This window comes from Curtobacterium sp. PhB170 (assembly GCF_003752345.1).
Lineage (GTDB): Bacteria > Actinomycetota > Actinomycetes > Actinomycetales > Microbacteriaceae > Curtobacterium.
In genome coordinates, this window is the sequence record NZ_RJUM01000009.1 from 688,394 (window position 1) to 712,994 (window position 24,601).

Here is a 24,601-nt window from a genome sequence, read left to right on the forward strand (position 1 = left end):
CGGTATCCTGGAATGCTCATGTCTCCCACGCCGCCAGTCATCACGTACCCGCCCGAACTGCCGGTCTCGCAGCGGCGGGACGACATCGCGGCTGCCATCCGGGACAACCAGGTCGTCATCGTCGCGGGGGCCACCGGCTCGGGCAAGACCACCCAGCTGCCGAAGATCTGCCTCGAGCTGGGGCGTGAGCACATCGGACACACCCAGCCCCGTCGGATCGCCGCTCGCACCATCGCCGAGCGCGTGTCCGAAGAACTCGGCAGCGACCTCGGCGACCTCGTCGGCTACCAGGTCCGGTTCACCGACAAGGTGTCGTCGAACACCCGAATCAAGCTGATGACCGACGGCATCCTGCTGAACGAGATCCACTTCGACCGCGACCTGAAGCGGTACGACACGATCATCATCGACGAGGCGCACGAGCGGTCGCTCACGATCGACTTCCTGCTCGGCTACCTCAAGCGGCTCCTGGTCCGGCGACCCGACCTCAAGCTCATCATCACGAGCGCGACGATCGACCCCGAGTCATTCTCGAAGCACTTCGGCGACGCCCCGATCATCGAGGTCTCCGGACGGACCTACCCCGTCGAGATCCGGTACCGCCCGCTCGTGTCCGAGGACGCCGACGACACCGACGAGGACGACGAGACCGACTCGCGCACGGCCGACCGTGGCGGGGCGAACGGCGCCGACGACCGCGACACCCTGCAGGGGATCACCGACGCACTCGACGAACTCGCGCGCGAAGAACCCGGCGACGTGCTCGTGTTCCTGTCCGGCGAGAACGAGATCCGCGACGCGCAGGACGCGATCGAGGGCAAGCGCTACCAGGGCACCGAGGTCCTGCCCCTGTACGGCCGGCTCTCCGCCGCTGACCAGCACCGCGTGTTCGACCGACGCACCACGCCGGGGATCCGCCGACGCGTCGTGCTCGCCACGAACGTCGCCGAGACCTCGCTGACGGTGCCCGGCATCAAGTACGTCATCGACACCGGGACCGCCCGCATCTCGCGGTACTCCCCGCGCGCCAAGGTGCAGCGGCTGCCGATCGAGGCGATCTCGCAGGCCAGCGCGAACCAGCGTTCGGGTCGAGCGGGCCGCACGAGTGCCGGCATCGCGATCCGGCTCTACTCCGAAGACGACTTCGAGCGCCGCGACGAGTTCACCGACCCCGAGATCCTGCGGACGAACCTCGCCGCGGTGATCCTGCAGATGATCTCGCTCGGGTTCGGTGACATCGAGTCGTTCCCGTTCCTGCAGCCGCCGGACTCCCGTGGGGTGAAGGACGGCCTCGACCTGCTGCGCGAACTCCGCGCCGTCGACAAGGACGGCCGGATCACCAAGTCCGGACGACAGCTCACCCGGCTGCCGATCGACCCGCGGCTCGGCCGGATGGTGCTCGAGGCCGGGCGGCAGGGCGTCGGTCGCGAGGTCGTCGCCGTCGTCAGCGCCCTGAGCATCCAGGACCCCCGCGAACGCCCGCTCGAGAAGCGCGCCCACGCCGACCAGATGCACGCCCGCTTCGCCGACCCGACGAGCGACTTCCTCACCCTGCTCGCGCTGTGGAACTACATCGAGGACAAGCAGGACGAGCTGTCGTCGAGCGCGTTCCGCCGGCTCTGCAAGGCCGAGTTCCTCAACTACCTGCGCATCCGCGAGTGGCAGGACCTCTACCGCCAGCTCTCCCGCGCCGCGAAGCAGGTCGACGTCCGGGTCGGGCAGTCCCGCTCCGACGACGGCGACGCGGTGCACCGGTCCCTGCTCGCCGGTCTGCTCAGCCAGATCGGGCTGCGCGACCGCGAGAAGCGTGACTACCTCGGCTCGCGGAACACCCGGTTCGTGGTGTTCCCGGGCAGTGTGCTCGCGAAGAAGCAGCCCGATGCGGTGATGGCGGCCGAACTCGTCGAGACCAGTCGGCTCTTCGCACGGACCGTCGGCCGGATCGACCCCGCGTGGGTCGAGCCCCTCGCCGGTGACCTGCTGAAGCGCACCTACGGCGAACCGCACTGGGAGAAGAAGCAGGGCGCGGTCGTCGCCTACGAGCGGGTGACCCTGTTCGGCGTCCCGATCGTGCAGCGGCGCCGGGTGCAGTACGCCCGGATCGACCCGGAGCACTCGCGCGAGCTCTTCATCCGCCACGCCCTGGTCGAGGGCGAGTGGGAGTCGCAGCAGGCGTTCGACCGTGCCAACCGGAAGCTCCGCAAGGAACTCGAACAGCTCGAGGAGCGCACGCGTCGGCGCGACATCCTGCTCGACGACGAGAACGTCTACGAGTTCTACGACGCCCGCATCCCCGCCGACATCGCGACGACCCGTGACTTCGAGGGGTGGTGGCGGACGACGCGCCGCGACCAACCGGACCTGCTCACGATGCGCCGGGCGGACCTCCTGGACGAATCCGCTGCCGAGGCGGCGGAGGACGACGTCGAGTACCCGACCCAGTGGCGGAGCGGCGACCAGCGACTCGCGATCCAGTACCGCTTCGAGCCGGGCGCGCAGGACGACGGCGTCAGCGTGCAGGTGCCGCTCGCGCTGCTCCCCCGCATGCGCGAAGAGGGCTTCGACTGGCAGGTCCGCGGCCTGCGCAAGGAACTCGTGACCGCCCTCATCAAGTCGTTGCCGAAGCAGATCCGCAAGAACGTCGTACCCGCAGCCGACTGGGCCGAGAAGATCGTCGCCGAACTGCCGGACGACGCCCCGACCGAGCCGACCGAGTCGTTCCGCGCGACCCTGGCCAAGGCGATCCAGCGCATGACCTACGTGCCGGTGTCGGAGTCCGACTTCGACCTGGCCCGCGTGCCATCGCACCTGCTGCCGACCTGGGCAGTCGTCGACGAACGTGGTCGGCGCGTCGAGGCCGGTAAGGACCTGTCGCTCCTGCAGACGAAGCTCAAGGACCGCACGCAGCAGAGCGTCGCCTCCGCCACGGTGCGGGCTGCCGGACAGCCAGGAGGCGCGGCTCGCGTCGCCGCCGCTGGTGGCGGTGCCGGGGTGGAGCAGTCCGGCCTGACGACCTGGCCGGCCCAGGACCTGCCGCAGACCCTCGACACCAAGCAGGCCGGTGGCGTCATCCGCGCGTACCCGTCCCTGGTGGAAGAGGGCTCCGGTCCGAAGGCGACCGTCGGCGTGCAGTTGCTCGCGACGCCGTCCGACCGGCAGGTGCGCATGCCCGCCGGGGTCCGTCGCCTGGTGATGCTCGCGGTGCCGTCGCCGGTGTCGTACATCCAGTCGCACCTGACGGCGCAGGAGAAACTCGCACTCGCGGCGAGCCCGTACGCCTCCACGAACGCACTCTTCGACGACGTGCTCGCGGCCGTCGTCGACGCGGTGATCCGTCGCGCTCACCCGGACGGGCTCGTGTTCACGAAGGCCGCGTTCGAAGCGGTCCGTGACGCTGTGTCGGCGACGGTCGTCGACACGATGTTCACGGCCGTGTCCGAGCTCGCTGCCGTGCTCCTCGCCCAACGGTCCGCCGAACGAGCACTCAAGCAGGCGAACTCGATGTCCCTGCTCGGTGCGCTGACGGACGTGCGCCAGCAGATGGAGCGTCTCGTCTCCCCGGGGTTCGTCTCCGTCGCCGGGACCGACCGGCTCCGGCGCATCCGCGTCTACCTGCAGGGCATCGAGGCACGCGTGCAGAAGCTGCTGCAGAACCCCGGGCGCGATGCCACGTGGATGCGCGAGGTCACCGTCGCCACCGACCGCTACGTCGACGCCGGCGGAGCCTTCCCTCCGGCAGTCGGTTCACACCCCGAGCTCGTGCACGCGCGGTGGATGCTCGAGGAGTTCCGCCTCAGCCTGTTCGCGCAGGAACTCGGTACCGCCGAGACGGTGTCGTTGCAGCGGATCACGAAGGCCCTGACCGCGGCGCGCTGATCGCTTCCGGCGCCGACTTCCGCGTGCCATGATCAACGGATGAACGGCATCGAGGCAATCGCGTTCCGAAACTTCCGAAGTTATCGCGGGCCGAGCTTTTCCATTCTACCAATGGACAAGGTCAACTTGATCGCTGGTCAGAACAACAGCGGCAAGTCGAATGCCCTCCGCGTCGTGATGAACATCTTCGGCAACGGACCGAAATCCAGTGCATCCAACCGGGCGGTCGGCGATGAGGAGGACGACCGAGACGACTACCTCTTACTCGTGAGCTTCGACAATCTGAAGCTCGGAGACGAGCGCCGCTCTCTCGCACCCCACCTGAGAAGCTTCGCGGAGAACATCCGGTCCGCCCTTCTCCTACCGGACCATGCCGCAGACTCTATATGGCTGCCGAACAACCGAGGGCCTCAGGGGCTCGCAGCAACCACCCCACTCGTGAAGGAACTGGGCAGGCTAATTGGCGATGGCAATCTGACCTCGATCCTCGCGGCCCAATTGGACGTCTTCACCGGCGACAAAGCCGGAGCAACGGCGAGCAACGTCGTCGCAGATCTGGTCGATCGGATGACCGGCAAGGCAGAGTCCTTCATGATCGACGGCGGACGAGCTATCACAAACGAGAGCAATACAGAAAAAGAGCTCAATGGAGCAGGCATCGTTCGTCGTCTCCTCCAACTGCAACACCCAGCATTTGCCGATCGCCGACTCAAGGCCCGGTTCCACGCGATCGAGCGGTTCGTCCAAACCGTTCTCGAGGACGACGACCTCACAATTGAGATCCCGCACAATGCGGAATCTATACACATCACACAGAACGGTCACACATTACCCATCGAACACCTCGGTACGGGAATCCACGAGGTTGTGATTTTAGCGGCAGCCGCGACGACGATCGAGGAATCGATCGTTTGCATAGAAGAACCCGAGGTCCATCTTCATCCACTCTTGCAGAGAAAGCTTTTGCAGTACCTCGCGAATGAGACGACGAATACCTACTTCATCGCAACACACTCCGCCCACATGCTCGACGTCGGCATCGGTACCATTTCTCATGTGACGGTTGAGGCCGGTAATTCGACCGTCGACACGGTCGGTTCAGCGAGCGGGCGCGCCAACATCTGCGAGGACCTCGGCTACCGGCCATCCGACCTCGTCCAGGCGAATGTAGTCATCTGGGTGGAGGGGCCGTCCGACCGCATTTACTTGAAGTCATGGATTGATCGTACTGCTCCGGAATATTTCGCCGAGGGCATTCACTACTCGATCATGTTCTACGGAGGGGGATTATTGAACGCACTCTCACCTCTGGACAAACCCGAGGTGGAAGACTTCATTTCGCTTCGTCGCCTGAACAGGTACGTAGCGGTCCTTATCGATTCGGATCGACATGCGCCCGGCGACCACCTGAACGAAAGCAAACAGCAAGTACTGGACGCTCTTCGCGAAGACCCGAGCCGAAGCTTCGGGTGGGTCACTTGGGGATACACAATCGAGAACTACGTGCCACATCACGTACTGAGCGCCGCCATCCGCAAAGCGCATCCAAAGAAGGGTAATCCGCCGGCCACATCGGCAGGACGATACGAGAACCCGCTGAAGGCTTCTCGTATTGGCGTTGAACCGAGCAAGGTGGCGATTGCGCGCGCGGCTTCGAAGATGTGGCTGGATCCACTCCCACAACATCTTCAGTCGGAGGTGGATGGTCTCATCGCGCTCATCGGCGCAGCCAATGATCACATGTCTGTCAGAACGGAGCAGGGTGGGGACAAATCGACGTGATCGGTCTAGCCTGACGGCCATGATCGGCACACTCGACATGGTCGTCCTGGACTGCGCAGACCCTCGCGGTCTGGCGCGCTTCTACGCGGAGCTGCTCGGCGGCGAGATCGTCGGCTTCGACGAGGACTGGGCCGAGGTCGCGCTCCCCTTCACCGACCAGCGTCCGCTCCTGGCGTTCCAGCAGGTCGAGGACTACCGCGCACCGGAGTGGCCCGGCCAGCTCGTCCCGCAGCAGAGCCACCTCGACGTGAAGGTCGAGGACCTCGACGACGGCGAGGCAGCGGTCCTGGCGATCGGTGCGACCGCGACGGGCTCGGCGACCCCGACGTTCCGCGTGTACCTCGACCCGGCGGGGCACCCGTTCTGCCTCATCCGCCCGAACGACTGATCAGGCTTCGGTCGCGAGCCCCTCGGTCGCCAGGCCCTCGACGACCTGCACACCCGGCAGCGCTCCGAGGACGGAGCCGGGCAGGAACACCTTCGCGCCGCGGCGGCCTGCCCCGATCACCGCGTCCGGTGCATCGAGCACGCGGGAATCGACGTACACCGGCCAGTCGGAGGGGAGCCCGATCGGGGTGATCCCGCCGTACTCCATGCCCGTCAGCTCCACGGCCTGGTCCATCGTCGCGAAGCTCGCCTTCCGCACGTCGAGCAGCTTCCGGACGACACGGTTCACGTCGAGGCGGGTGTGGGCGAGCACGACGCACGCGGCGAACCGGACGTCCTCGCCGCGCTTGCCCGCGACGACGATGCAGTTCGCCCCGCCGTCGAGTGGGAAGCCGTAAGCCTCCGAGAACGCGGCGGTGTCGGCCAGGTCAGGGTCGATCGGAGCTGCCTCGATCCGTACGGCGACATCGGCGGGCAACGCGGCGAGCGCTGCGGCGACCGGTGCGGCCAGCAGTTCCGGGGCGGTCAGGGCAGGAACCCGTTCGAGCGTCGGCATGGCTCCACCCTAGGCACCGCCCGGTCGCGCGAGACTGACGGCATGACGGAGCTCCGACCGATCGACCTGGACACCTGGCCCCGCCGCGAGCACTTCGAGCACTACCGGCAGCGTGTGCAGTGCTCCTACGAGGTGACCGTCGACGTCGACGTCACGGCCTTCGTCGCGGCGGTCCGCACGAGCGCGGCGAAGACCTACGCGTCCCAGATCTGGGCGATCGCGACGGTGGTCAACCGCCACGCCGAGTTCCGGATGCAGCTGCTCGACGACGGCTCCCCCGGCGTCTGGGACGTCGTGCACCCGATGTTCACGGTGTTCCACCCGGACACGGAGACCTTCTCGGCGTTGGTGGTGCCCTACGACGAGGACCCCGGGCGGTTCCACGCGGCCGCGGTCGAGACGATGGATCGGTACCGGGACGACGTCCGGATGTTCCCGCAGGACGACAGGCCCCGGAACGTGTTCGACGTCTCCACCTTCCCCCGCACGTCGTTCACGGGGTTCGCGCTGCACGTCCGCGACGGGTACGACCACCTGTTGCCGATCGTCACGCTCGGCAGGTACCGGACGGAGGGCGACCGCACGGTGATGCCGATGGCGCTGCAGATCAACCACGCGGCGGCCGACGGTTTCCACACCTCGCGGTTGGTCCAGGAACTCGAGGACCTGTTCGCCGATCCGTCGTGGCTGGCGTGACGGTCCGACCCGCGCTGCCGACCGATGCGGCCGCGATGGCCCGCGTCCACGTCGCATCGTGGCGGACGACGTACCGCGGCCTGATGCGGGACGAGGTCCTCGACGACCCGTCCTTCGTCGTCCGTCGCGAAGCGTTCTGGACGGCGGCACTCACCGACGCCCGGTTCGCAGCGAACCGGGTCGCCGTGGCCGAACACGAGGGAACGGTCGTCGGCATCGCCATGGCGGGTCCGGCGACCGCCGGGGCGGGTGCCGGAGAGGTGCACCTCTTCGTCCTCTACCTGCTCGACTGTCACCACGGATCCGGCGCCGGCAGCGGGCTCCTCGACGCGGTGGTCGGCCTGGACGAGCGGGCCACGCTCTGGGTTGCCGACCCGAATCCGCGTGCGCAGGCGTTCTACCGCAAGCACGGCTTCGCGCCGGACGGCAGCGAGCAGGTCGACGACGGCGTCCGCGAGGTCCACATGGTCCGCGCCGGGAGTACAACGGCCCCATGACGAACGCCGTGGTGCACGTCGAACTCATCGGCCCCGACCCGGATCGGTTGCGCGCCTTCTACGCCGCACTGTTCGGGTGGGATGCACCACCCGGAGCGCCGGTCGCTGCGGCCGTCTCCGATCAGACGTCGTACTCGTTCCTCGAACCCGTCGACGGCGCGGGTCCGGTTGCGGGCGGCATCGGCGGCGGTCCGGGCTTCGCCGCCCACGCGGTCTTCTACGTCGGGGTCGACGACGTCGCCGCCGCGCTGCAGCACGCGGAGCGCCTGGGCGGGTCGGTGGCACTGCCACCGACCCGGAACGAGGGCGGCGGGGTCACCGTCGCGCACTTTCGCGATCCTGCGGGCAACCTGGTCGGGGTGGCCGGGCCGCGCTGACGGAGCTGTGACGGCTGGGCCGAGAAGTCTCGGCAAGACCCACCCGATCTGGGGCAGGTTGGCCGCTGTACCGCGACCATACTGACGAGTATCGTTCTCCTGATCGTTTCTCAGCTCAGGAGTCCGCCATGACAGGTCCGTACGCCCCGGGTACGCCACCGCCTTACTACCCGATGCAGCAGCCCCCGACGCCTCGAGGTGGTGGATTCGGTACTGCTGCGCTGATCCTCGGGATCATCGCAGTCGTGTTCTCGTTCGTCCCGGTGATCTTGTACCTGGGTTTCATCCTGGCTGTCCTCGCACTGGTGTTCGGCATCATCGCCCTTCGTCGACGCATCGGGAAGGGGCTAGCGGGAACCGTGCTCGGCGGAGTCGGCATCGTCGTCGCCCTGACGTTCGGCACGCTTTACGGCATTGCTACCTCAGCCACCGATACGGTGCCCGTGCAGGCCGCGGATGCCGTCGATGACGGGACGGACCAGGTGTCAGTCGAGGTCCCCGATGTGGTCGGGATGTCGATCGAAGAAGCGAGCGGGGCGCTCAAGGACGCTGGCTTCGCCACGGATGACAGCGGCGCTGATGCCGCAGACACCGTCGCCAGCCAGTCGCCGGCCGCCGGTTCCGCGGTCGACAAGGGTTCGACAGTCGAACTGACTGCAGCGGTCGCCGACGGCTCGAGCGCGACCGAACCTGCTCCCGCCGGGTCCAAATTCGACATGACCAACACGAACCGACTCGACGGAACGGAATCCGACTACACCCAGTGGATCGACGGGTACAACGACAACTTCACTTCGTCGAACGAATACGAACAGCCAGCTGCCAACATGAAGTACGTGCTGCTGACTGTCCACGTCACGGCGACGACCTCGGGCGTCGACGCGAGCTCAGCTGCCTACGACGTCGCACTGGCCGGCACGGACGGTTCCGTGTACGAGTCGGAGTACCTCAGCGATGTGGAGAGCATGCCAAGCGTCACACTCGGCGAAGGGCAGAGTGCGACTGGCAAGATCGCGTTCGAAGTCCCGAACACCTTCCACGGCGGCATCGTGTCGTTCGGTGACGGCAGCGTGTTCGTGAAGACGAACTGAACGTTTCGGACGACGGACGGGAGGCCCGTGGCGGACCCCGCCACGGCCCTCCCGTCCGCTCGCCGCGAGTCCAGGGCCGCGCACGACGCCGTCGTGTACGCGAGACGCCGCGAAACGGCGCGGCGCCTCGGTGATGTGGAGGCGTCTCGGCACGACGACGGCGTCTCGCGCGGCAGACGACGACGCAGCGCGTCAGGACGACCGCGCCGCCAACGCCTGCTGGTTCTCGCGGCGGATCGCGTCACCGCCCCGGCGACGCCACTCCCGCACGGTCCCCTTCCACGACGACACCTTCGCCCGCCCGAGCAGCACGTCGTTGATCGCGTTCGTCGCGAAGGTGCCGAGGGCAGGCCCGGTCGTCGAGTTCGTCGGCGAGTACAGGCCGTAGGCGGGGTTCGGCAGCCCGCGGTCGACCCACGACGACAGCGACTCGTACACGGTGTCCGTCATCGTCGGGTTGCCCGAGTAGTACAGCGGCAACGGGCACTCGGTGAAGTACTGCAACGGGAACTCGCCGAGCGCGGTCTCGCTGTTGCCCGTCTTCGTGAGGACAGGGGATCCGTCGCGGTACTCGAAGTCGCGGCCCTCGATGCCGAACTTGCGGTACATCCACGCCTCGGTGCCGAAGGGCGACGCGCACCAGTTCAGGACCTCGAGGAGCATCTTCACGCGGTCCTCACCACCGGCGGCGACGGCCGCGATCGCGTTGTTCGGGTCGCCGAGCCACGGCTTCGGCTCCGCTCCGGACGGTCCGACGAAGGGGGCGATGGTCAGTTCGAAACCGCTGCCCGGAGTGGCCTGCTGCAGCAGTCCGGGGATGGCGCTGTACGTGTCGGAGAGCATGAGGGCGGAGCCCTGCACGAACCAGACCTTGCCGTTGTAAGCGGTGATGCTGTCCGGGTGGACGAGGTCCTCGGCGAGGAGCCTCCGCGACACCTCGAGCAGGTCCTGGTACTCGTCCAGCTCGTACATGTGGGTGAACCGGCCACCCTCGACCTGCCACTGGTTCGGCAGCCCGAGCATCGGACCGAGGATGTTCGTCGGCACCGAGGCCAGGGCCCACCGGTTGCTGTGCGGGTCCGAGACGTCGCGACAGACCTGCACGAACTCGTCCACGCTCGAGAACGCGGGGTCGACGCCGAGGGCTTCGAACCGGTCCTGCCGGCGGTACAGGGCCTGCGACGTCAACGGTCCGCGCGGGACGGGGACGCCGTAGATGCCGCCGGAGAAGACGGTGCCGCGCCACGACGCGGTCGGCAGGTTGGCGAGGTACGGGTAGTCGCGGACCCCACTGCCGGAGAGGTGCGGACTGAGGTCTGCGGCCTTCGCTTCGAGGAACTGCGGCAGGTACGGGAACGACCCGAACACCGTGAACACGTCGCCGAGGGTGTCGCCCGCGACCTGCGTGGCGAACTTGTTGCCGAAGTCGGCGTTCGGCGTGATGGTGAGGTCGAGGTCGATCCCCATCCGCTGGTCGAGCCCCTGCCAGTACGGGTTGCTGCCCTTCGAGGGCGGCACGGGCGAGTTCGTCGGCACGCTGCCGTGCACGGTCGAGCCGTCGCCGGGCTTGCCGTCGGTGGGGACGAGCGTCGCCGGGATCTTCCGGAAGGCACTCGGCATGAGGGCGCTCGTCTTCGGGAACGCCGGCTCCGGCCCGCCGGCCCACGGCACGTAGTCCGGCAGCGTGACCGCCTGGTTGATCGCCGTGACGTCGGTCGAGCGGGTCACGGTGGAGCAGCTGGCCAGGAGGCCCGTGGCTGCGACCCCGAGACCGCCCGCGATGAGCGCGCGGCGGGTGATTCCGTTGTTCGTCACGCTGGTCAGCCCTTCACCGCACCGGTCAGGACACCCTTGGCGAAGTGCCGCTGCAGGAACGGGTAGACGATGAGGATCGGCACGATCGAGACGACGAGGATCGCCATCTGGATCGAGGCCTGCGGTGGGAGGGCATCGGCCGATGCCCCGAGGTCGGCGCCGCCGAGCTGCGCGTTGTTGATCACGTAGGTGCGGAGCACCAGCTGCAGGGGCCACTTCGCGGTGTCGTTGATGTAGAGCAGCGCGTTGAAGAACGCGTTCCAGTACCCGACGGCGTAGAACAGGCCGATGACGGCGAGGACGGCCTTCGACAGCGGCAGCACGATCCGCCAGAACACCGCGAAGTCCCCGGCGCCGTCGATGCGTGCCGACTCGAGGAGCTCCTGCGGGATCGCCATGAAGAACGACCGCATCACGATGACGTTGAAGGCGCTCAGGGCGGTGGGCAGGATGAGCGCCCAGTACGAGTCGAGCAGCCCGAACTGCTTCACGACGAGGTAGTTCGGGATGAGGCCGGGCGCGAACAGCAGGCTGACGAGCACGAGGCCGAGCACGGCGCCCGACCCGTAGGAGCCCGGACGGCTGAGGGCGTAGGCGAGCATCGCGCTCACGAACAGGCTGATGAGCGTCCCGACGGTTGTGATGCCGATGCTCACGACCAGGGCTCGGGTGACGACACCGCCGGCGAAGATGCTCTCGTAGGCGCTGAGGTCGAAGCCCTTCGGCCACATCACGAACCCGCCGGCGTCGTTCACCTGGCTGGTGGGTGCGAGGCTCGTCGACACGATGCCGACGAACGGCAGGATCACCACGAGGCAGATCACGAGCAGGACCGCTCCGGTGAGCAGCCGTCCGGGCAGCGGCGCCGCGTCCGGGCCACCGCGTCTGCGCTTCTTCGCCCGTGGGACGGTCACGGTGTGCGTGGCGGTCATCGCGACTCCTTCTGGTAGACGCCCGCTTCGCCGAAGACGTGCGCGAGCTTGTTGGCGCCGAGCACGAGCAGCACGCCCACGACGCCCTTGACGAGTCCGACGGCCGCGGCGACACCCCACTGCCCACCGAGCACGCCGTTGTTGTAGACGTAGGTGTCGAGGACCTCGCTGGCGGCACGACCGACGGCCTGCTGCTGCAGGATGATCTGCTCGAAGCCGACGGTGAGCGAGTCGCCGAGCCGCAGGATGAGCAGCAGGATGATGATGCCGCGCATGCCGGGCAGGGTGACGTGCCACAGCTGGCGCCAGCGCGAGGCACCGTCCATCTTCGCCGCCTCGTACAGGCTGGCGTCGATCGAGCTGAGGACGGCGAGGAACAGGATCGTCGCCCAGCCGGTGTCCTTCCAGATCACCTGGCTGGTGAGCAGCGCGATGAACCCGTCGGGGTTGCCGAGGAAGTCGATCGCGTCACCGCCGGCGGCACGGATCGCGTTGTTCACGAGCCCGGAGCCGCCGAGGATCTGCTGGAACACCGCGACGACGATCACCCACGACAGGAAGTGCGGCAGGTACAGGATCGACTGCACGACGCCCTTGATCCGCTCGGACAGCAGCGAGTTGAGCATGAGCGCCAGGATGATCGGTGCGGGGAACACGAACACGACCTGCACGAGGGTGATCACGAGGGTGTTCCGGAGCGCGCCGAGGAACTCGCCGTTGCCGTCGAACACCACCGAGAAGTTCTCGAACCCGACCCAGGGGCTGCGGCCGAGCGGGACGAACGGCAGGTACTCCTGGAACGCGATGAGGTTGCCGAGCAGCGGCAGGTAGTGGAACCCGAGCAGCAGGGCGACTCCCGGCAGGCCCATCAGCAGCAGCACCCGGTCGCGGCGGATCCGTTGCCACGTGCTCCGTCGGCGGAGCCCGGGGTCGGGTGGTGGTGCGGTGTGCGCGGTGGTCGTCGCGCGGACGTCGAGCTTCGTCACTCGGTGGCCTCCTCCGTTGGATTCCTGCAGCGACCCTGGCGTGCGGAGTTACAACGTGGCAATCCGTTGCCAGAACTTTCCACCGGCGGCCCCCGACGATTCCGAGATTCGTGTGAGCGGGGCTCGACACGGTAGGTTCGCTGCGCGCGGCCCGGACCGCGCAGCATGCAGAACAGGGGATGGGCTCGTGACCCTCGCGCCGCCGCGCACCGCGCGTCACTCGCCGGTCGCCCGCCATCGCTCCGGTCGGACCAGACGTCACCCGGGCACCGCGGCGTCGACGAAGAACCTGCGGCTCGAGGTGCAGGCCGTCCGCGCCATCGCCATCGCCGCGGTGGTGCTCTACCACCTGTTCCCCGGCGTCCTGCCCGGCGGCTACATCGGTGTCGACGTCTTCTTCGTCATCTCCGGGTTCCTCATCACGGCGCACATCGTGAAACCGCTCGCCGCCGGCCGGTTCAGCTTCCGCGCGTTCTACGCACGTCGAGCGTGGCGGCTGCTGCCCGCCTCGATGGCGACGCTCCTGGTGTCGGTGATCCTGACGGCGGTCTTCGTCCCGCGCACGCTCTGGATGGACTTCGCCGAGCAGATCATCGCCAGCGCGCTGTACGTCGAGAACTGGGCCCTGGCCGGCAACTCGGTCGACTACTCGGCGCTGGCATCCGACTCGAGCATCGTCCAGCACTTCTGGTCGCTGTCCACCGAGGAGCAGTTCTACGCGGTCTGGCCGCTCGTCCTGTGGTCCTGCGCCGCACTGCGGTACCGACGCCGCCGCCGGAACGGTGTGTCCCTGGCACCCGCGATCGCCATCGCGCTCGGTGCCGTGTTCGTGCTGTCACTGGCCTACTCGATCTGGGAGACCGACCGGTCCGCCGCCGCCTACTTCCTGACGACGACGCGGGCGTGGGAGTTCGCGGCCGGTGGTCTGCTCTGGCTCGGGTTGCAGCGCGTCCGGATCCCCGACGCACTCGCGGCGACGATGAGCTGGTCGGGGATCGCGCTCATCGCCGTCACCACGCTCACGTTCGACGAATCGACGCCGTTCCCGGGCTGGACCGCCCTGCTGCCGATCACCGGGGTCGCACTCGTCATCTCCGGCGGGATGCCCGAGGCGCCGTGGGGACCGGGGTTCCTGTACCGACTGCGCCCCGTGCAGTGGCTCGGCGACGTGTCGTACTCGCTCTACCTCTGGCACTGGCCCCTGCTGATCGTGATGCCGTTCGTCATCGGACTCGGAGCAGGGACGGCGACACCGCTCTGGGCGAAGGTCCTCGTCCTCGTCCTCGCTCTGGCGTTCGCCCACCTCTCACGCCGGCTCATCGAACTGCCCGTCATCGCGTTCTCCGCTCAGCGGATGCGCGCCCCGCGCCCTCGACACCGCGGCGTCCTGGTGCTCGCGATCGCCGGGATGCTCGTGGTCGCGGTGCCGGCTGCCGGCATGTACGGATCGGTCGCACGGGAGCAGTCGGCCGGCACCTCCACCGGGGTCACCACGGCGTCGGACGGCACCCTCTCGAGCCCGGCCTGCCACGGAGCCGCCGCGATGCAGCCCGGTGCCGACTGCCCGCAGGTGGCAGCGGCCGACATCAGCCCGAGCCCCGTGCAGGCCGCGAACGACGCCTTCGCCGACACGACGGGCGTCGGGTGCCAGATCGCCGGCGAGGACACCACCGTCAAGGGCTGCGAGGTCGGCGACCCCGACGGCACGGTCCGGCTCGCGATCGTCGGCGACTCGCACGCCGCCAACTACGTGCCGTCCCTGGCGCTCATCGCCCAGGCCGAGCACTGGAGCCTGACCACCTACCTGCACTCCGGCTGCCCCATGACCCGCGCGCTCGTGACCCCGTCGTGCAACACGTGGAAGGCCGACACGCTCGAGCGGCTGCAGCGGGAGCGGTACGACGTCGTGTTCGTCGCCGCGATGTCCCGCACGCCGTGGCCGCACGGCATCGTCAGCGATGCCGCCGCCCTGACGCCCGAGGTCCGCGACGACGCCGCCGCGGCCTACGCCACGACGTGGAAGCGGCTGCAGCAGGCCGGCTCGAGCGTCGTCGCGCTGCGGGACAACCCCGACCCCGGCATCGGCGGGGTGTCCGACGTGCCGAGCTGCGTCGAGCAGCACGGCGACGGTGCCGCGTGCGACTTCGCCGAGGCCGACGGGCTGCTCGACGACCCGATCGCCCAGGCCGCGAGGTCGACGCCCGGTGTGACCCTCATCGACTCGAGCGCGATGTTCTGCGCGGACGGCACCTGCCCGGCGGTGATCGGCGGCGTCGTCGTCTACCGCCAGGTGCAGCACGTCACGCAGACCTACGCGCGGTCCATGGCGCCGTTCCTGCAGCCCGAGGTCGTGGCGGCCGTCGCACGGGCCCGCGCCAGCTGACGTCCGGGTCCGCGCCAGCTGACGTTCGGGCCCGTACCGGCTGACGCCCGGGGCCCGGCCCGCGCTACGCTCGTCCCGATGCGCGCAACCGTGCGGGACGTGGCCACCCTCGCCGGGGTGTCGCCGAAGACCGTCTCCAACGTCATCAACGGCGGCGTGGTGGTGCGCCCGGAGACCCGCGAGCGCGTCGAGCGGGCCGTCGCCGAACTCGACTACGTGCCGAACCTGTCCGCCCGCGGGCTGCGGAACGGCCGCTCCGGCGCGATCGCCCTGACCCTGCCCGAGATGGGCAGCGCCTACTCAGCCGAACTCGCGCAGTGGTTCGTCGAACTCGCCCGCGAACGCGGATGGGTCGTCCAGCTCGACCAGACCGGCAACGACCCGGCCCGCGAGCGCGAACTCGTCTCACGAGCCCGCGCCCACCTCGTCGACGGCCTCGTGCTCAACCCGGTGTCACTGAGCGCGAGCGTCCTGGCATCGACCGAGGGGCTCCCGCCGACCGTCGTGATCGGCGAGGTCGAACCCGAGCACGTCGACCAGGTGCACGTCGACAGCCGGGCCGCCGCCGAGCAGGTCACCGCCTACCTGGTGTCCCGGGGCCACCGCCGGATCGCGGTCGTCGGTGCCGCCCGGGCGTCCGAGCCCACCGCCACCAGCGAGCTGCGGGAGCGCGGGTACCTCGCCGCGCTCGCCACTGCTGAGATCGAACCGGACCCGGCGCTGCGGGTGCCGCTGCCGTCCTGGACGACGAGCTCGGCGGCGACGGCGTTCGCGACCTGGCTCGACGCGCACCCCCTGCCCGACGCCGTGTTCGCCTTCACGGACTCGATCGCCTTCGGCGTACTGCACGTCCTGGCCGCCCGAGGTGTCCGCGTCCCCGAGGACGTCAGCGTCATCGGGTTCGACGACATCGACGGTGCGGCGTACGCGATCCCCGCGCTCAGCACGGTGTCGTTCGACCGGCGGGCGTTCGCGACGGCAGCACTCGACCTGCTGACCCGACGGATCGAGGACCGGAGCCTGCCGCCCGAGACCGTGGTGGTGCCGCACCGCATCGTCGAGCGCGCGAGCGTCGCCGACCGCTGATCGCTGTCCGCCGATCGCTGATCGCTGATCGCTGATCGCTGATCGGCGTACGCTGCGCGGCATGACCAGCGAAGACGCCTCGATGCCGACGCTCGCCGCGACCGTCCTGCAGTCCCCGGAGCCGATCGCCCTCGCACGGTTCTACGGCGCCCTGACCGGGTGGACCGTGTACGAGGACGACCCGACCTGGGCCCGCATCCGGCCCGCCGAGGGCCCCGGCCTGTCCGTGCAGCACGAGCCCGAGTACGTCGCACCGACCTGGCCCGGTACCGCCGACGCCCCCGGCATGCAGCTGCACCTCGACTTCCAGGTGGAGGACCTGCCGGCAGCCGTCGCCCGAGCCGAGGAGCTCGGTGCCACACAGGCCGCGTTCCAACCGCAGGACGACGTCCGGGTGCTGCTCGACCCCGACGGGCACCCGTTCTGCCTGTTCCTGCCCGGGGCCTGAGACAGGTTGGCCGCGCCCCGAGGTTCCACAACACGCCGGGTGATCTCCGTCGAGGTTCCGCACTGCGGCGATCCGAGCGCCGACATGCCGAGATTTCGGAACCTCGAGGACGGGGACGGGGCGGGACGAGGACGGGGGCGGGACGGGCGCGCCTCAGGCCGGGGCGGCGGCCGCCAGGACCGCGGCGCGCGTGCGGGCGTCACCGAGGATCCGGAAGTGCCCGCCCACCGGCAGCCGCACGTTCGTCGCCCCGGACAGCTCACTGCCCTCGGGGATGAGCGTGTCGAACACCCCGTAGACCGAGGTGATGCGGGCGTTCGCGTCGAGCTCCCGCGCCAGTCCGGCCAGCACGGGGTCGGCCGCCCGGAACACCCGCAGGTGCCGTACCGGAGCCAGTCGCGCGTAGCCCGACCCGGCGAACGGCGTCGACACGGCGACCATGCGGTCGATGCGGCCGTGGTCGTCGAGCTGGGTCATCGCGTACTTCCCGATGAGCCCGCCCTTGCTGTGCGCGAGCACGAGCACGTTCCGCAGGTCGTGCTCCTCGAGGTACGCGAACACATCGCGCGCCGAGTCCGGCACCGGCCGCAGGTTGTGCCGCAGCACCGGCAGCACGTGCACCGGGTGCCCGCGGTCGTGCAGGGCGTCCATGAGCGGCCGCATGAAGTGCCAGGTCTCGTAGACGCCGGGGATCACGACGACGGGCTGGCCGTCGCCGGTCCGGTAGTCGTCAGCGGTGGTGGGCCCGAGGCTCCGCACCTGCCACGAGATCGCGTACCACCAGTCGAGTGCGGCCCACCTCGCGCGTCGCACCAGCGGGATGCCGGGAGGCACGGGTCGGCCCGTGCGCGCCGCCTCGGTCCGCGACGTGGTCGGGTCCGTCTCCAGCTCATCGCGCACGCCCCGAGGGTACGCGGCGGTTCGCAGCACTGCGTCAGGCTCGTCATCGGCCACACATAGGGGCGCGGTGTGCACTGCCTTCCATGAGCGACACCACTCCCACGAACGGCCACGAGCCGGGCAACGCCGCCCGCACTCCCTCGGCAGCGGCACCGGCCGGCTGGGGTTCGGCCCCGACGCCGACCTCGACCGCCACCCTCGACGCGCCGGCACCCGCACCCGCACCCGCACCGAACCAGTACGCCCAGCAGCCCTACCGGTCGGACGCCGGATCCTGGAACGCCGGTGACCCGAACGGCGCCACCCCGTGGTACGGCGCCTCGGCCCCGACGAACCGGAAGAGCGCACCGAAGCCGCCGTGGTTCTGGCCCGTCCTGGCTGCGATCGTCGGACTCGCAGCACTGCTCGTCGGCGGTGGCATCGGCTTCGCCATCGGGCATGCGATCGGTGGCGACCAGTCCCAGTCGACGACGCAGGTGCCCGGCACGAACGGCGGGACCAACGGCGGCACGAACCAGTTCCCGGGCAACGGCACCGGGCAGCTCCCCGGGTACGGATCCGGCAGCGGCACGGACGGCAGCAGCAGCAGCGACAGCGGCACCGGCAGCTGATCCGCAGTACGCTCCGGCCATGCGCAAGGTCACCGCAGGGCTGTTCACGTCGGTCGACGGCGTCGTGCAGGACCCGTACGAGTTCCAGTACGACAGCTTCGACGACGAGCTCGGGGCCGGGATGGGCGCGTTCATGGCGCGCACCGACACCGTCCTGCTCGGCAGGAACAGCTACCTCGAGTGGTCCGAGTGGTGGCCGGCACACCCCGACGACGGCTTCGGGCAGTGGATCAACCCGATCGAGAAGTACGTGGCCTCCACGACGCTCGGCGACGACCTGACGTGGCAGAACTCCACCAGGATCCCGGGCGACCTCGACACCTTCGTCCGCGAGCTCAAGGAACGCGACGGCGCCGGCATCGCGGTGTGCGGCAGCGTGAGCGTCGTCCGGCACCTGCTGTTCGCTGGGCTCCTGGACGAGCTCCAGCTGATGGTGCACCCGGCGATCGCCGGCTCCGGCCGGAAGCTCTTCGAGCCGACCGACCCGGCCACGCGCCTGCGGCTGGTCGACAGCACCGTGACGAGCAAGGGGAACGTCGTGAGCACCTACGCACGGCTCGACGCCTGACGGAGCCGACCCGGGCCTCCCGGTCGGCAGTGGACGGGAGCGGTCCACAGCGCGCGTACCCTCGTGGGTGACCACCTCACGAACCGAAGAAAGCCGGATCAGCATGCCCCAGGACACCCGCCCGCACGTCGTCATCGTCGGCGGTGGATTCGCCGGTGTCGCTGCCATGCGCGAGCTGGCGGACGCTCCCGTCCGGGTGACGCTCGTCGACCGGCACGTCTACAACATGTTCCAGCCCCTCATGTACCAGGTGGCGACGGGCGGACTGAACGCCGGCGACGTGACGTACTTCCTGCGCAGCCTGCGCGCCAAGCAGGACAACGCCGAGTTCCGGCACGGCCTGCTCACCGGCATCCGGAACGACGAACGCATCGCCGAGATGTCCGACGGCGAGCACCTGCACTACGACTACCTGGTGCTGGCGAACGGCGTGAACACGAGTTACTTCGGCACCCCGGGCGCCTACGAGTACGCGTACTCGATGTACTCCCGCTCGCAGGCCCTGCGGATCCGCGACGAGCTGTTCACCCGCTTGGAAGAGGCTGCCGCGAACCAGGGTCCCGACGAGATCAAGATCGTCATCGTCGGCGGCGGCGCGACCGGCGTCGAGATGGCCGGCGCACTCGCGGAGCTCCGCGACCAGGCACTCGAGGGGGCGTACCCCGAGCTGGACAAGGGCGCCATCACCATCACCCTCGTGCACCGCAGCGGCGAACTGCTCAAGCCGTTCGCCCCGCGCCTGCGCCGGTACGCGGCCAAGGTCCTGCGGAAGCGCGGCGTCGTCCTCCGGCTGAACACCGGCGTCTCCGAGGTCAAGACCGACGGCGTGATGACGGCCGACGGCGAGTTCATCCCCGCCTCGCAGGTCATCTGGGCCACCGGCGTCGCCGCCCACAAGGAGGTCTCGGGCTGGGGCCTGCCGCAGACCAGCGGCGGACGCATCCAGGTCGGCGACGACCTGCGCGTCAACGGCGCCGAGCGGATCTTCTCGGCCGGCGACATCGCGGCGCAGTCCGAGGCCCTCGCGCAGCTGGCCCAGCCGGCGCTGCAGGGTGGACGGCACGTCGCGAAGCAGATCAAGCGTCTGCTCGAGGGCAAGCCCACCGAGCACTTCAAGTACTTCGACAAGGGCACGATGGCGACCATCGGCACGAACGCCGCCGTCGCGCAGCTGCGGGGTGGCATCACGCTCGTCGGGCCGGTCGCGTGGCTGGCGTGGGTGGCGGTGCACATCGCGTCGCTGCTCGGCAACGGCAACCGGCTGTCGACGCTGTCGCACTTCTTCGTCCGCTACCTGTGGTTCATGCGGAAGCGCGCGATCCCGATCGTCGGCGACGTCCGGCCCGTGCGCCCGAACGGCGACCGCGAGCCGGAGCCGTGGCAGATGCAGAAGTCCGAGTAACGCGGGGGTTCGCGGCGTTCGCTTCGTGAGCAGGAATGGTCGGGTCCGGAGACGGGACCCGACCATTTCTGCTCACCATCCGCGAGTGCTCCGCGCCGCCTACGCGACCCGCACGCCGGAGTAGGCGCCGGCGGCGATGTCCTCGAGCAGCCCCGGCCCGGTGGGCTCCCACCCGAGGAGCTCCTGGGTGGCCTCGGACGTGGCGGACATCTCCATGCCGAAGAACCGGCCGATGAACCCGAAGTGCGCGTCCGCGTCCGCCGGGTCGATCGAGGTCACCGGCAGCCCGAGGACCTCGCCGATGGCCTCGGCGATCGCGCGGGTCGGGATCGCGGTCTCGGCGACGGCGTGCAGCCGCGTGCCGGCCGGGGCCTGCTCGAGCCCGAGGCGGACGAGCCGGGCGGCGTCGGTGACGTGCACGGCGGACCAGCTGTTGGTGCCGTCGCCGACGTAGCCCGAGACGCCGCGCTGCTGGGCTGCCCCGACGATCGCGGCGATGAAGCCGTGGTCACCGGTGCCGTGCGTGGTGGGGCTGAACCGGGCCGCGATCGTGCGCACCCCCTGGTCGACGAAGTCGAAGCCGCGGTTCTCGCTGCCGCCGCGCATGCTCTCCGGGCCGACGAACGGGTTGGCGTCCGCTTCGGTCGAGGGGCGGCCCTGGGCGAGCCCGGCGACGCCCGACGCGAGGACGAACGGGCGGTCGGTGCCGACGAGCGCTGCACCGATGGTCTCGACGGCGGCCCGCTCGCTGGCGTTCGTGGCGGCGGCGTTCGCCCAGTCGTGCTTGTTGGCGAGGTGCAGGACGCCCTCGGCCTCGGCGGCTCCGCGGCGGATGGCGTCCAGGTCGTCGAGGTCGCCCCGGACGACGGTGACGCCCTTCGCCTCGAGCCCCGCGGCCGAGGCGTCGGAGCGGGCGAGCCCGGTGACGGCGTGGCCGGCGGCGAGCAGGTCGTCGACGGTGTGGGAGCCGATCCAGCCGGAGGCCCCGGTGACGAACACGTGCATGAGTGGTCCTTTCGCAGGTGTCCACGGCGATGATGTCATGAACTGACATCACCGTAGCACTCGATGTCAGCCGCTGTCATCAAGTCGTTCTGATCGGTAGACTCTGCGCATGGCTCGATGGCAACCCGGAACGCGTGAACGACTGCAGGCGGTCGCGCTGCAGCTCTTCGCGTCCGAGGGCTACGACGGCACCACTGTCGCGCGGATCGCCGCCGAGGCCGAGGTCACCGAGCGCACCTTCTTCCGGCACTTCGCGGACAAGCGCGAGGTCCTGTTCGCCGGCCAGGACGACTTCCTCGCGATGTTCGTCGACCCGATCACGGCCGCCCCGGCCGACGCGGCGCCGTTCGACCTGGTCGGTCGCGCCCTCGACGCCGCCGCCGGTTTCTTCCCCGAGGACCGCCGGTCGTGGTCGCGGGCCCGGCAGACGATCATCGACGCGAACGCAGCGCTCGGCGAACGGGAGCTCGGCAAGCTCGCCACCCTGAAGGCACGCCTGGGCGAGGTCATGCGCGAGCGCGGCGTCCCCGAACCGGCGGCGACGATGGCCGCCGAGACCGCCGTGACGGTGTTCCACCTGTCCTTCGCCCAGTGGATCGCTCCGGGTGAGGAGCGTCCGTTCGCTGCGATCGTGCACGAACGACTCGACGCCCTGACGACACTGGTGCGCTCCGCGCGTTGAGACGGCTCTTACCTCCCGCGCGCATCATGTAACGATCCGGTCACGACGCGTCCCGCCGTCGCGGCCGACCGATCGTGCAGGAGGTGCCCGTGACGACCGACGTGCTCTCGCCCGAGCGGGTCCACGCGACGACCGCGCCCGGCCACGCGACGACCACGCCCGGCCACGCGACGACCGCGCAGGGCCGGACCGACGGCGACCCGACGGGCCGGACGCCACCGCCCCCGCTCACCCATCGCGCACCCGCCCTCGACGGACTCCGGACCCTCGCGATCCTCGCCGTCGTCCTGTACCACCTGCACGTCCCGCAGTTCGAGGGCGGCTTCATCGGCGTGACGGTGTTCTTCGTGCTGTCCGGTTTCCTGATCACCACGCTGCTGCTCGGCGAGCGCCGACGCACCGGTCGTGTCCGGCTGGGGTCGTTCTGGCTCAAGCGCCTGCTCCGGCTGTACCCCGCGCTGCTCGTGTTCGTCGCGGTGGGTCTGCTGCTGTGGAACTGGGTCGGTGACTACAAGGGCGCGTCGTTCTCGGCCGGCGAGGCAGGGGTCATCGCCCTGACCTACACCGGCAACCTCTTCCGCGCGTTCTGGGACACCACGCAGGGTGTGTTCGCGCACACGTGGAGCCTGTCCATGGAGGAGCAGTTCTACCTGGTCTGGCCACCGGTCCTCGTGCTGCTCGCGGCGCTGCGGGCCCGACGGCGTTGGCTGCTGACGGGCCTCGGCGTCCTGGTCGTCGGAGCGTCGGCGGCGTCGTGGGCGAGCTACCGGACCCCGAGCGGCGGTGCCACCCCCGACGTGTACTTCTCGCCGGTGCTCGGCGTCGTGCCGCTCGCGATCGGGTGCGCGCTCGCGCTGCTGCTCGACGACGAACGGGTGCGCGTCCGGGCAGCCGGGATCGCCGGACACGTCGCGACCTGGACCGGCCTCGCACTCCTGACGGGTGTGCTGCTCTGGATCGACGACGATTGGACGCAGCACGCCTGGACCTTCGGCGTCGTCCTGCCGGTCACCGGGGTGATCGCGGCGGTGCTCATCGGTGGCCTGGCGTCGGTGCGCTCGCCCGTCGCCACCGCGCTGAGCTGGACCCCGGTGGCGTGGTTCGGACGACGGGTGTCGTACTCGGCCTACCTGTGGCACCCGCTCGTCATCGCGCTGCTCGGCACGTTCGCGATCGGCGCGTGGGGCACGGTCGGGCTGGTCGGCGCGGTGCTGCTCGTGTCGATCGGCGCCGCCTACGCGGTCGAGGTCCCGGTCGAACGTCTCCGGCACCGTCTGCGCACGAGCGGCACAGCTGGACGCACCTCGACCGCCCGACCGTAGGCTCGGGCCCGTGACCACGGAGCGCACCGACGTCCTCGTCGTCGGCGGTGGTCCCGTCGGCCTGTTCCTCGCCGCGCTGTTGGCTGCCCGGGGCGTCGCCGTGCGGGTGTGGGAGCGTCGCCCGGGTCCACCAGAGGGCTCCCGTGCCATCGGCATCCACCCGCCGTCGCTCGACGCCTTCGCCGAGATCGGCCTGGACGTCCCGGTGCTCGCCGAGGCGACCCTCGTGCGCACCGGCGTCGCGCGGAGCCGGGGGCGGACGCTCGGCACGCTGACCTTCGACCGTGCCTCGGACACCCACCCGTACGTCGCGACGCTCGACCAGCACCGCACCGAGTCCCTGCTGCGGGACCGGCTGGCCGCTGTCGACCGGGCAGCGCTGCGCACCGGGACGACGGTGACCGCGCTGTCCCGGCACCGTGACCACGTCGACGCGGTCGGCACCGGCCCGGACGGCGATGTGGTTGCCGTGCGCGCCGCCTTCGTGGTCGGGGCCGACGGCGCACGGAGCGTCGTCCGTGACCTGCTCGGCATCGGCACCACCGGACGCGACTACCCGGACCGCTACGTGATGGGCGACTTCGCCGACCCCGAGGGCGCCGACGCCCGGACCGCCGCCCTGGTGGACGTCGGACCCGGAGGCGTCGTCGAGTCCTTCCCTCTGCCGCACGGTCGGCGCCGGTACGTCGCCCTCGTGCCCGACTCGCTGGCGTTCGCCCCGAGTGGCGCGACCCCCGACCCGGAGACGGCGGCACGACTGGCCGCGATCGTCACCGCACGCACGGGCATCGTCCCGGAACCGGCCTCGTGCACGATGCTCAGCGGTTTCCGGGTGCGGCGCCGCGCGGCCGACCGCGTCGGGGTCGGCCGGGTGGTGCTCGTCGGCGATGCCGCCCACGAGATCAGCCCGATCGGCGGGCAGGGCATGAACCTCGGCTGGCTCGACGCGGCCGAGCTCGCGCCGTTGCTCGCCGGCGCGGTCCGGACCGGCGTGGCCGGACCGTGGCCCGGCTACGCCGCCCGCCGCCAGGCAGCCGCCCGCCGTGCAGCCCGGCAGGCCGAGGCGAACATGGGGCTCGGTCGCCCGCTTGGCGCCGTCTCCACCATCGGACGGGAGGCGCTGCTCCGGACGGTCCTGTCGCTGCCGACCGCGCACGGCCTGGCCCGGCTCTACGCCATGCGCTGGGCCTGACGGCTCG

The 24,601-nt window shown here is 69.8% G+C and carries 22 protein-coding genes; 16 read left to right on the plus strand and 6 right to left on the minus strand.

Annotated elements, in window-relative coordinates; all coding sequences use genetic code 11:
* Window positions 1-18 precede the first annotated feature (18 nt).
* The 3 genes from hrpA to EDF40_RS07435 are packed head-to-tail and all read left to right on the plus strand — an operon-like array spanning window position 19 to window position 6,046.
* Window positions 19-3,876, plus strand: a complete 3,858-nt coding sequence (hrpA, locus tag EDF40_RS07425) for an ATP-dependent RNA helicase HrpA (RefSeq protein ID WP_123339016.1) — start codon at window positions 19-21, stop codon at window positions 3,874-3,876.
* Window positions 3,877-3,915: 39 nt separating this feature from the next.
* Window positions 3,916-5,658, plus strand: a complete 1,743-nt coding sequence (locus tag EDF40_RS07430; protein ID WP_123338552.1) for an ATP-dependent endonuclease — start codon at window positions 3,916-3,918, stop codon at window positions 5,656-5,658.
* 19 nt (window positions 5,659-5,677) lie between these two features.
* Window positions 5,678-6,046 (plus strand): VOC family protein, encoded by a 369-nt coding sequence (locus tag EDF40_RS07435; RefSeq protein ID WP_123292292.1) that lies wholly within the window; start codon window positions 5,678-5,680, stop codon window positions 6,044-6,046.
* Here EDF40_RS07435 and EDF40_RS07440 read toward each other — a convergent pair whose 3' ends face one another.
* Window positions 6,047-6,601: a YbaK/EbsC family protein gene (locus EDF40_RS07440; protein WP_123338551.1), complete on the minus strand. Its 555-nt coding sequence runs from the start codon at window positions 6,599-6,601 to the stop codon at window positions 6,047-6,049.
* Between the two features lie 42 nt (window positions 6,602-6,643).
* On the opposite strand from EDF40_RS07440, the gene EDF40_RS07445 reads away from it, so the two are divergent.
* The 4 genes from EDF40_RS07445 (at window position 6,644) to EDF40_RS07460 (ending at window position 9,262) form a co-directional block, all read left to right on the plus strand.
* The gene (locus EDF40_RS07445) at window positions 6,644-7,297 is read left to right on the plus strand and encodes a CatA-like O-acetyltransferase (RefSeq protein WP_123338550.1); all 654 of its coding nucleotides are present in this window, start codon (window positions 6,644-6,646) and stop codon (window positions 7,295-7,297) included.
* Complete coding sequence (locus EDF40_RS07450; protein WP_260212499.1) at window positions 7,294-7,794, plus strand: GNAT family N-acetyltransferase; 501 nt, start codon at window positions 7,294-7,296, stop codon at window positions 7,792-7,794. The genes EDF40_RS07445 and EDF40_RS07450 overlap by 4 nt, the downstream gene beginning before the upstream one ends.
* Complete coding sequence (locus tag EDF40_RS07455) at window positions 7,791-8,171, plus strand: VOC family protein (protein ID WP_123338549.1); 381 nt, start codon at window positions 7,791-7,793, stop codon at window positions 8,169-8,171. The genes EDF40_RS07450 and EDF40_RS07455 overlap by 4 nt, the downstream gene beginning before the upstream one ends.
* A 128-nt stretch (window positions 8,172-8,299) precedes the next feature.
* Window positions 8,300-9,262, plus strand: a complete 963-nt coding sequence (locus EDF40_RS07460; protein WP_148053764.1) for a PASTA domain-containing protein — start codon at window positions 8,300-8,302, stop codon at window positions 9,260-9,262.
* A 192-nt stretch (window positions 9,263-9,454) separates the two neighbouring features.
* Here EDF40_RS07460 and EDF40_RS07465 read toward each other — a convergent pair whose 3' ends face one another.
* From EDF40_RS07465 to EDF40_RS07475, 3 genes are read right to left on the minus strand one after another with little or no spacing between them, the layout of a single operon-like run.
* A complete protein-coding gene (locus EDF40_RS07465; protein WP_123338547.1) occupies window positions 9,455-11,077 on the minus strand; it encodes a hypothetical protein in 1,623 nt (540 codons plus the stop codon).
* A gap of 5 nt (window positions 11,078-11,082) precedes the next feature.
* Window positions 11,083-12,009 carry a carbohydrate ABC transporter permease gene (locus EDF40_RS07470; RefSeq protein ID WP_123338546.1) on the minus strand — a complete coding sequence of 309 codons (927 nt, stop codon included), beginning with the start codon at window positions 12,007-12,009 and terminating at the stop codon, window positions 11,083-11,085.
* Window positions 12,006-12,995: a sugar ABC transporter permease gene (locus EDF40_RS07475; protein ID WP_235036018.1), complete on the minus strand. Its 990-nt coding sequence runs from the start codon at window positions 12,993-12,995 to the stop codon at window positions 12,006-12,008. Before EDF40_RS07475 ends, EDF40_RS07470 begins: the two co-directional genes overlap by 4 nt.
* A gap of 187 nt (window positions 12,996-13,182) precedes the next feature.
* On the opposite strand from EDF40_RS07475, the gene EDF40_RS07480 reads away from it, so the two are divergent.
* From EDF40_RS07480 to EDF40_RS07490, 3 genes are all read left to right on the plus strand, one after another.
* Complete coding sequence (locus EDF40_RS07480) at window positions 13,183-15,378, plus strand: acyltransferase family protein (protein ID WP_148053763.1); 2,196 nt, start codon at window positions 13,183-13,185, stop codon at window positions 15,376-15,378.
* Between the two features lie 78 nt (window positions 15,379-15,456).
* A complete protein-coding gene (locus EDF40_RS07485) occupies window positions 15,457-16,464 on the plus strand; it encodes a LacI family DNA-binding transcriptional regulator (protein WP_123338544.1) in 1,008 nt (335 codons plus the stop codon).
* Window positions 16,465-16,525: 61 nt separating this feature from the next.
* Window positions 16,526-16,912 (plus strand): VOC family protein, encoded by a 387-nt coding sequence (locus EDF40_RS07490; RefSeq protein ID WP_260212498.1) that lies wholly within the window; start codon window positions 16,526-16,528, stop codon window positions 16,910-16,912.
* A gap of 153 nt (window positions 16,913-17,065) precedes the next feature.
* On the opposite strand, the gene EDF40_RS07495 is transcribed toward EDF40_RS07490, so the two are convergent.
* Window positions 17,066-17,812, minus strand: coding sequence for an alpha/beta hydrolase (locus EDF40_RS07495; protein ID WP_311316752.1), 747 nt, complete (start codon window positions 17,810-17,812; stop codon window positions 17,066-17,068).
* A gap of 83 nt (window positions 17,813-17,895) precedes the next feature.
* On the opposite strand from EDF40_RS07495, the gene EDF40_RS07500 reads away from it, so the two are divergent.
* The 3 genes from EDF40_RS07500 (at window position 17,896) to EDF40_RS07510 (ending at window position 20,393) form a co-directional block, all read left to right on the plus strand.
* On the plus strand, window positions 17,896-18,423 hold the full coding sequence (locus EDF40_RS07500) for a hypothetical protein (protein ID WP_123338543.1): 528 nt from the start codon (window positions 17,896-17,898) through the stop codon (window positions 18,421-18,423).
* Between the two features lie 19 nt (window positions 18,424-18,442).
* Complete coding sequence (locus EDF40_RS07505) at window positions 18,443-18,991, plus strand: dihydrofolate reductase family protein (protein WP_123338542.1); 549 nt, start codon at window positions 18,443-18,445, stop codon at window positions 18,989-18,991.
* 67 nt (window positions 18,992-19,058) lie between these two features.
* A complete protein-coding gene (locus tag EDF40_RS07510; protein ID WP_260212497.1) occupies window positions 19,059-20,393 on the plus strand; it encodes an NAD(P)/FAD-dependent oxidoreductase in 1,335 nt (444 codons plus the stop codon).
* Window positions 20,394-20,492: 99 nt separating this feature from the next.
* On the opposite strand, the gene EDF40_RS07515 is transcribed toward EDF40_RS07510, so the two are convergent.
* Window positions 20,493-21,398, minus strand: coding sequence for an SDR family oxidoreductase (locus tag EDF40_RS07515; protein WP_123338540.1), 906 nt, complete (start codon window positions 21,396-21,398; stop codon window positions 20,493-20,495).
* A gap of 109 nt (window positions 21,399-21,507) precedes the next feature.
* Here EDF40_RS07515 and EDF40_RS07520 point away from each other — a divergent pair, with 109 nt between their 5' ends.
* The 3 genes from EDF40_RS07520 to EDF40_RS07530 all read left to right on the plus strand — a co-directional run bounded on the left by EDF40_RS07520 (window position 21,508) and on the right by EDF40_RS07530 (window position 24,594).
* On the plus strand, window positions 21,508-22,080 hold the full coding sequence (locus tag EDF40_RS07520) for a TetR/AcrR family transcriptional regulator (RefSeq protein ID WP_123338539.1): 573 nt from the start codon (window positions 21,508-21,510) through the stop codon (window positions 22,078-22,080).
* Between the two features lie 89 nt (window positions 22,081-22,169).
* Entirely contained in the window at window positions 22,170-23,402 is a 1,233-nt protein-coding gene (locus tag EDF40_RS07525; protein ID WP_148053762.1) for an acyltransferase, read from the plus strand.
* 10 nt (window positions 23,403-23,412) lie between these two features.
* Entirely contained in the window at window positions 23,413-24,594 is a 1,182-nt protein-coding gene (locus EDF40_RS07530; protein ID WP_123338537.1) for an NAD(P)/FAD-dependent oxidoreductase, read from the plus strand.
* Window positions 24,595-24,601: the final 7 nt, after the last annotated feature.

What these genes read in the sequence shown, in the direction of transcription:
- EDF40_RS07490 (WP_260212498.1), top strand. Translation starts at nt 16,526, where the DNA reads ATGACCAGCGAAGACGCCTCGATGCCGACGCTCGCCGCGACCGTCCTG.
- EDF40_RS07445 (WP_123338550.1), top strand. Translation starts at nt 6,644, where the DNA reads ATGACGGAGCTCCGACCGATCGACCTGGACACCTGGCCCCGCCGCGAG.
- hrpA (WP_123339016.1), top strand. Translation starts at nt 19, where the DNA reads ATGTCTCCCACGCCGCCAGTCATCACGTACCCGCCCGAACTGCCGGTC.
- EDF40_RS07430 (WP_123338552.1), top strand. Translation starts at nt 3,916, where the DNA reads ATGAACGGCATCGAGGCAATCGCGTTCCGAAACTTCCGAAGTTATCGC.
- EDF40_RS07505 (WP_123338542.1), top strand. Translation starts at nt 18,443, where the DNA reads ATGCGCAAGGTCACCGCAGGGCTGTTCACGTCGGTCGACGGCGTCGTG.
- EDF40_RS07455 (WP_123338549.1), top strand. Translation starts at nt 7,791, where the DNA reads ATGACGAACGCCGTGGTGCACGTCGAACTCATCGGCCCCGACCCGGAT.
- EDF40_RS07500 (WP_123338543.1), top strand. Translation starts at nt 17,896, where the DNA reads ATGAGCGACACCACTCCCACGAACGGCCACGAGCCGGGCAACGCCGCC.
- EDF40_RS07435 (WP_123292292.1), top strand. Translation starts at nt 5,678, where the DNA reads ATGATCGGCACACTCGACATGGTCGTCCTGGACTGCGCAGACCCTCGC.
- EDF40_RS07520 (WP_123338539.1), top strand. Translation starts at nt 21,508, where the DNA reads ATGGCTCGATGGCAACCCGGAACGCGTGAACGACTGCAGGCGGTCGCG.
- EDF40_RS07485 (WP_123338544.1), top strand. Translation starts at nt 15,457, where the DNA reads ATGCGCGCAACCGTGCGGGACGTGGCCACCCTCGCCGGGGTGTCGCCG.
- EDF40_RS07460 (WP_148053764.1), top strand. Translation starts at nt 8,300, where the DNA reads ATGACAGGTCCGTACGCCCCGGGTACGCCACCGCCTTACTACCCGATG.
- EDF40_RS07470 (WP_123338546.1), bottom strand. Translation starts at nt 12,009, where the DNA reads ATGACCGCCACGCACACCGTGACCGTCCCACGGGCGAAGAAGCGCAGA.
- EDF40_RS07515 (WP_123338540.1), bottom strand. Translation starts at nt 21,398, where the DNA reads ATGCACGTGTTCGTCACCGGGGCCTCCGGCTGGATCGGCTCCCACACC.
- EDF40_RS07440 (WP_123338551.1), bottom strand. Translation starts at nt 6,601, where the DNA reads ATGCCGACGCTCGAACGGGTTCCTGCCCTGACCGCCCCGGAACTGCTG.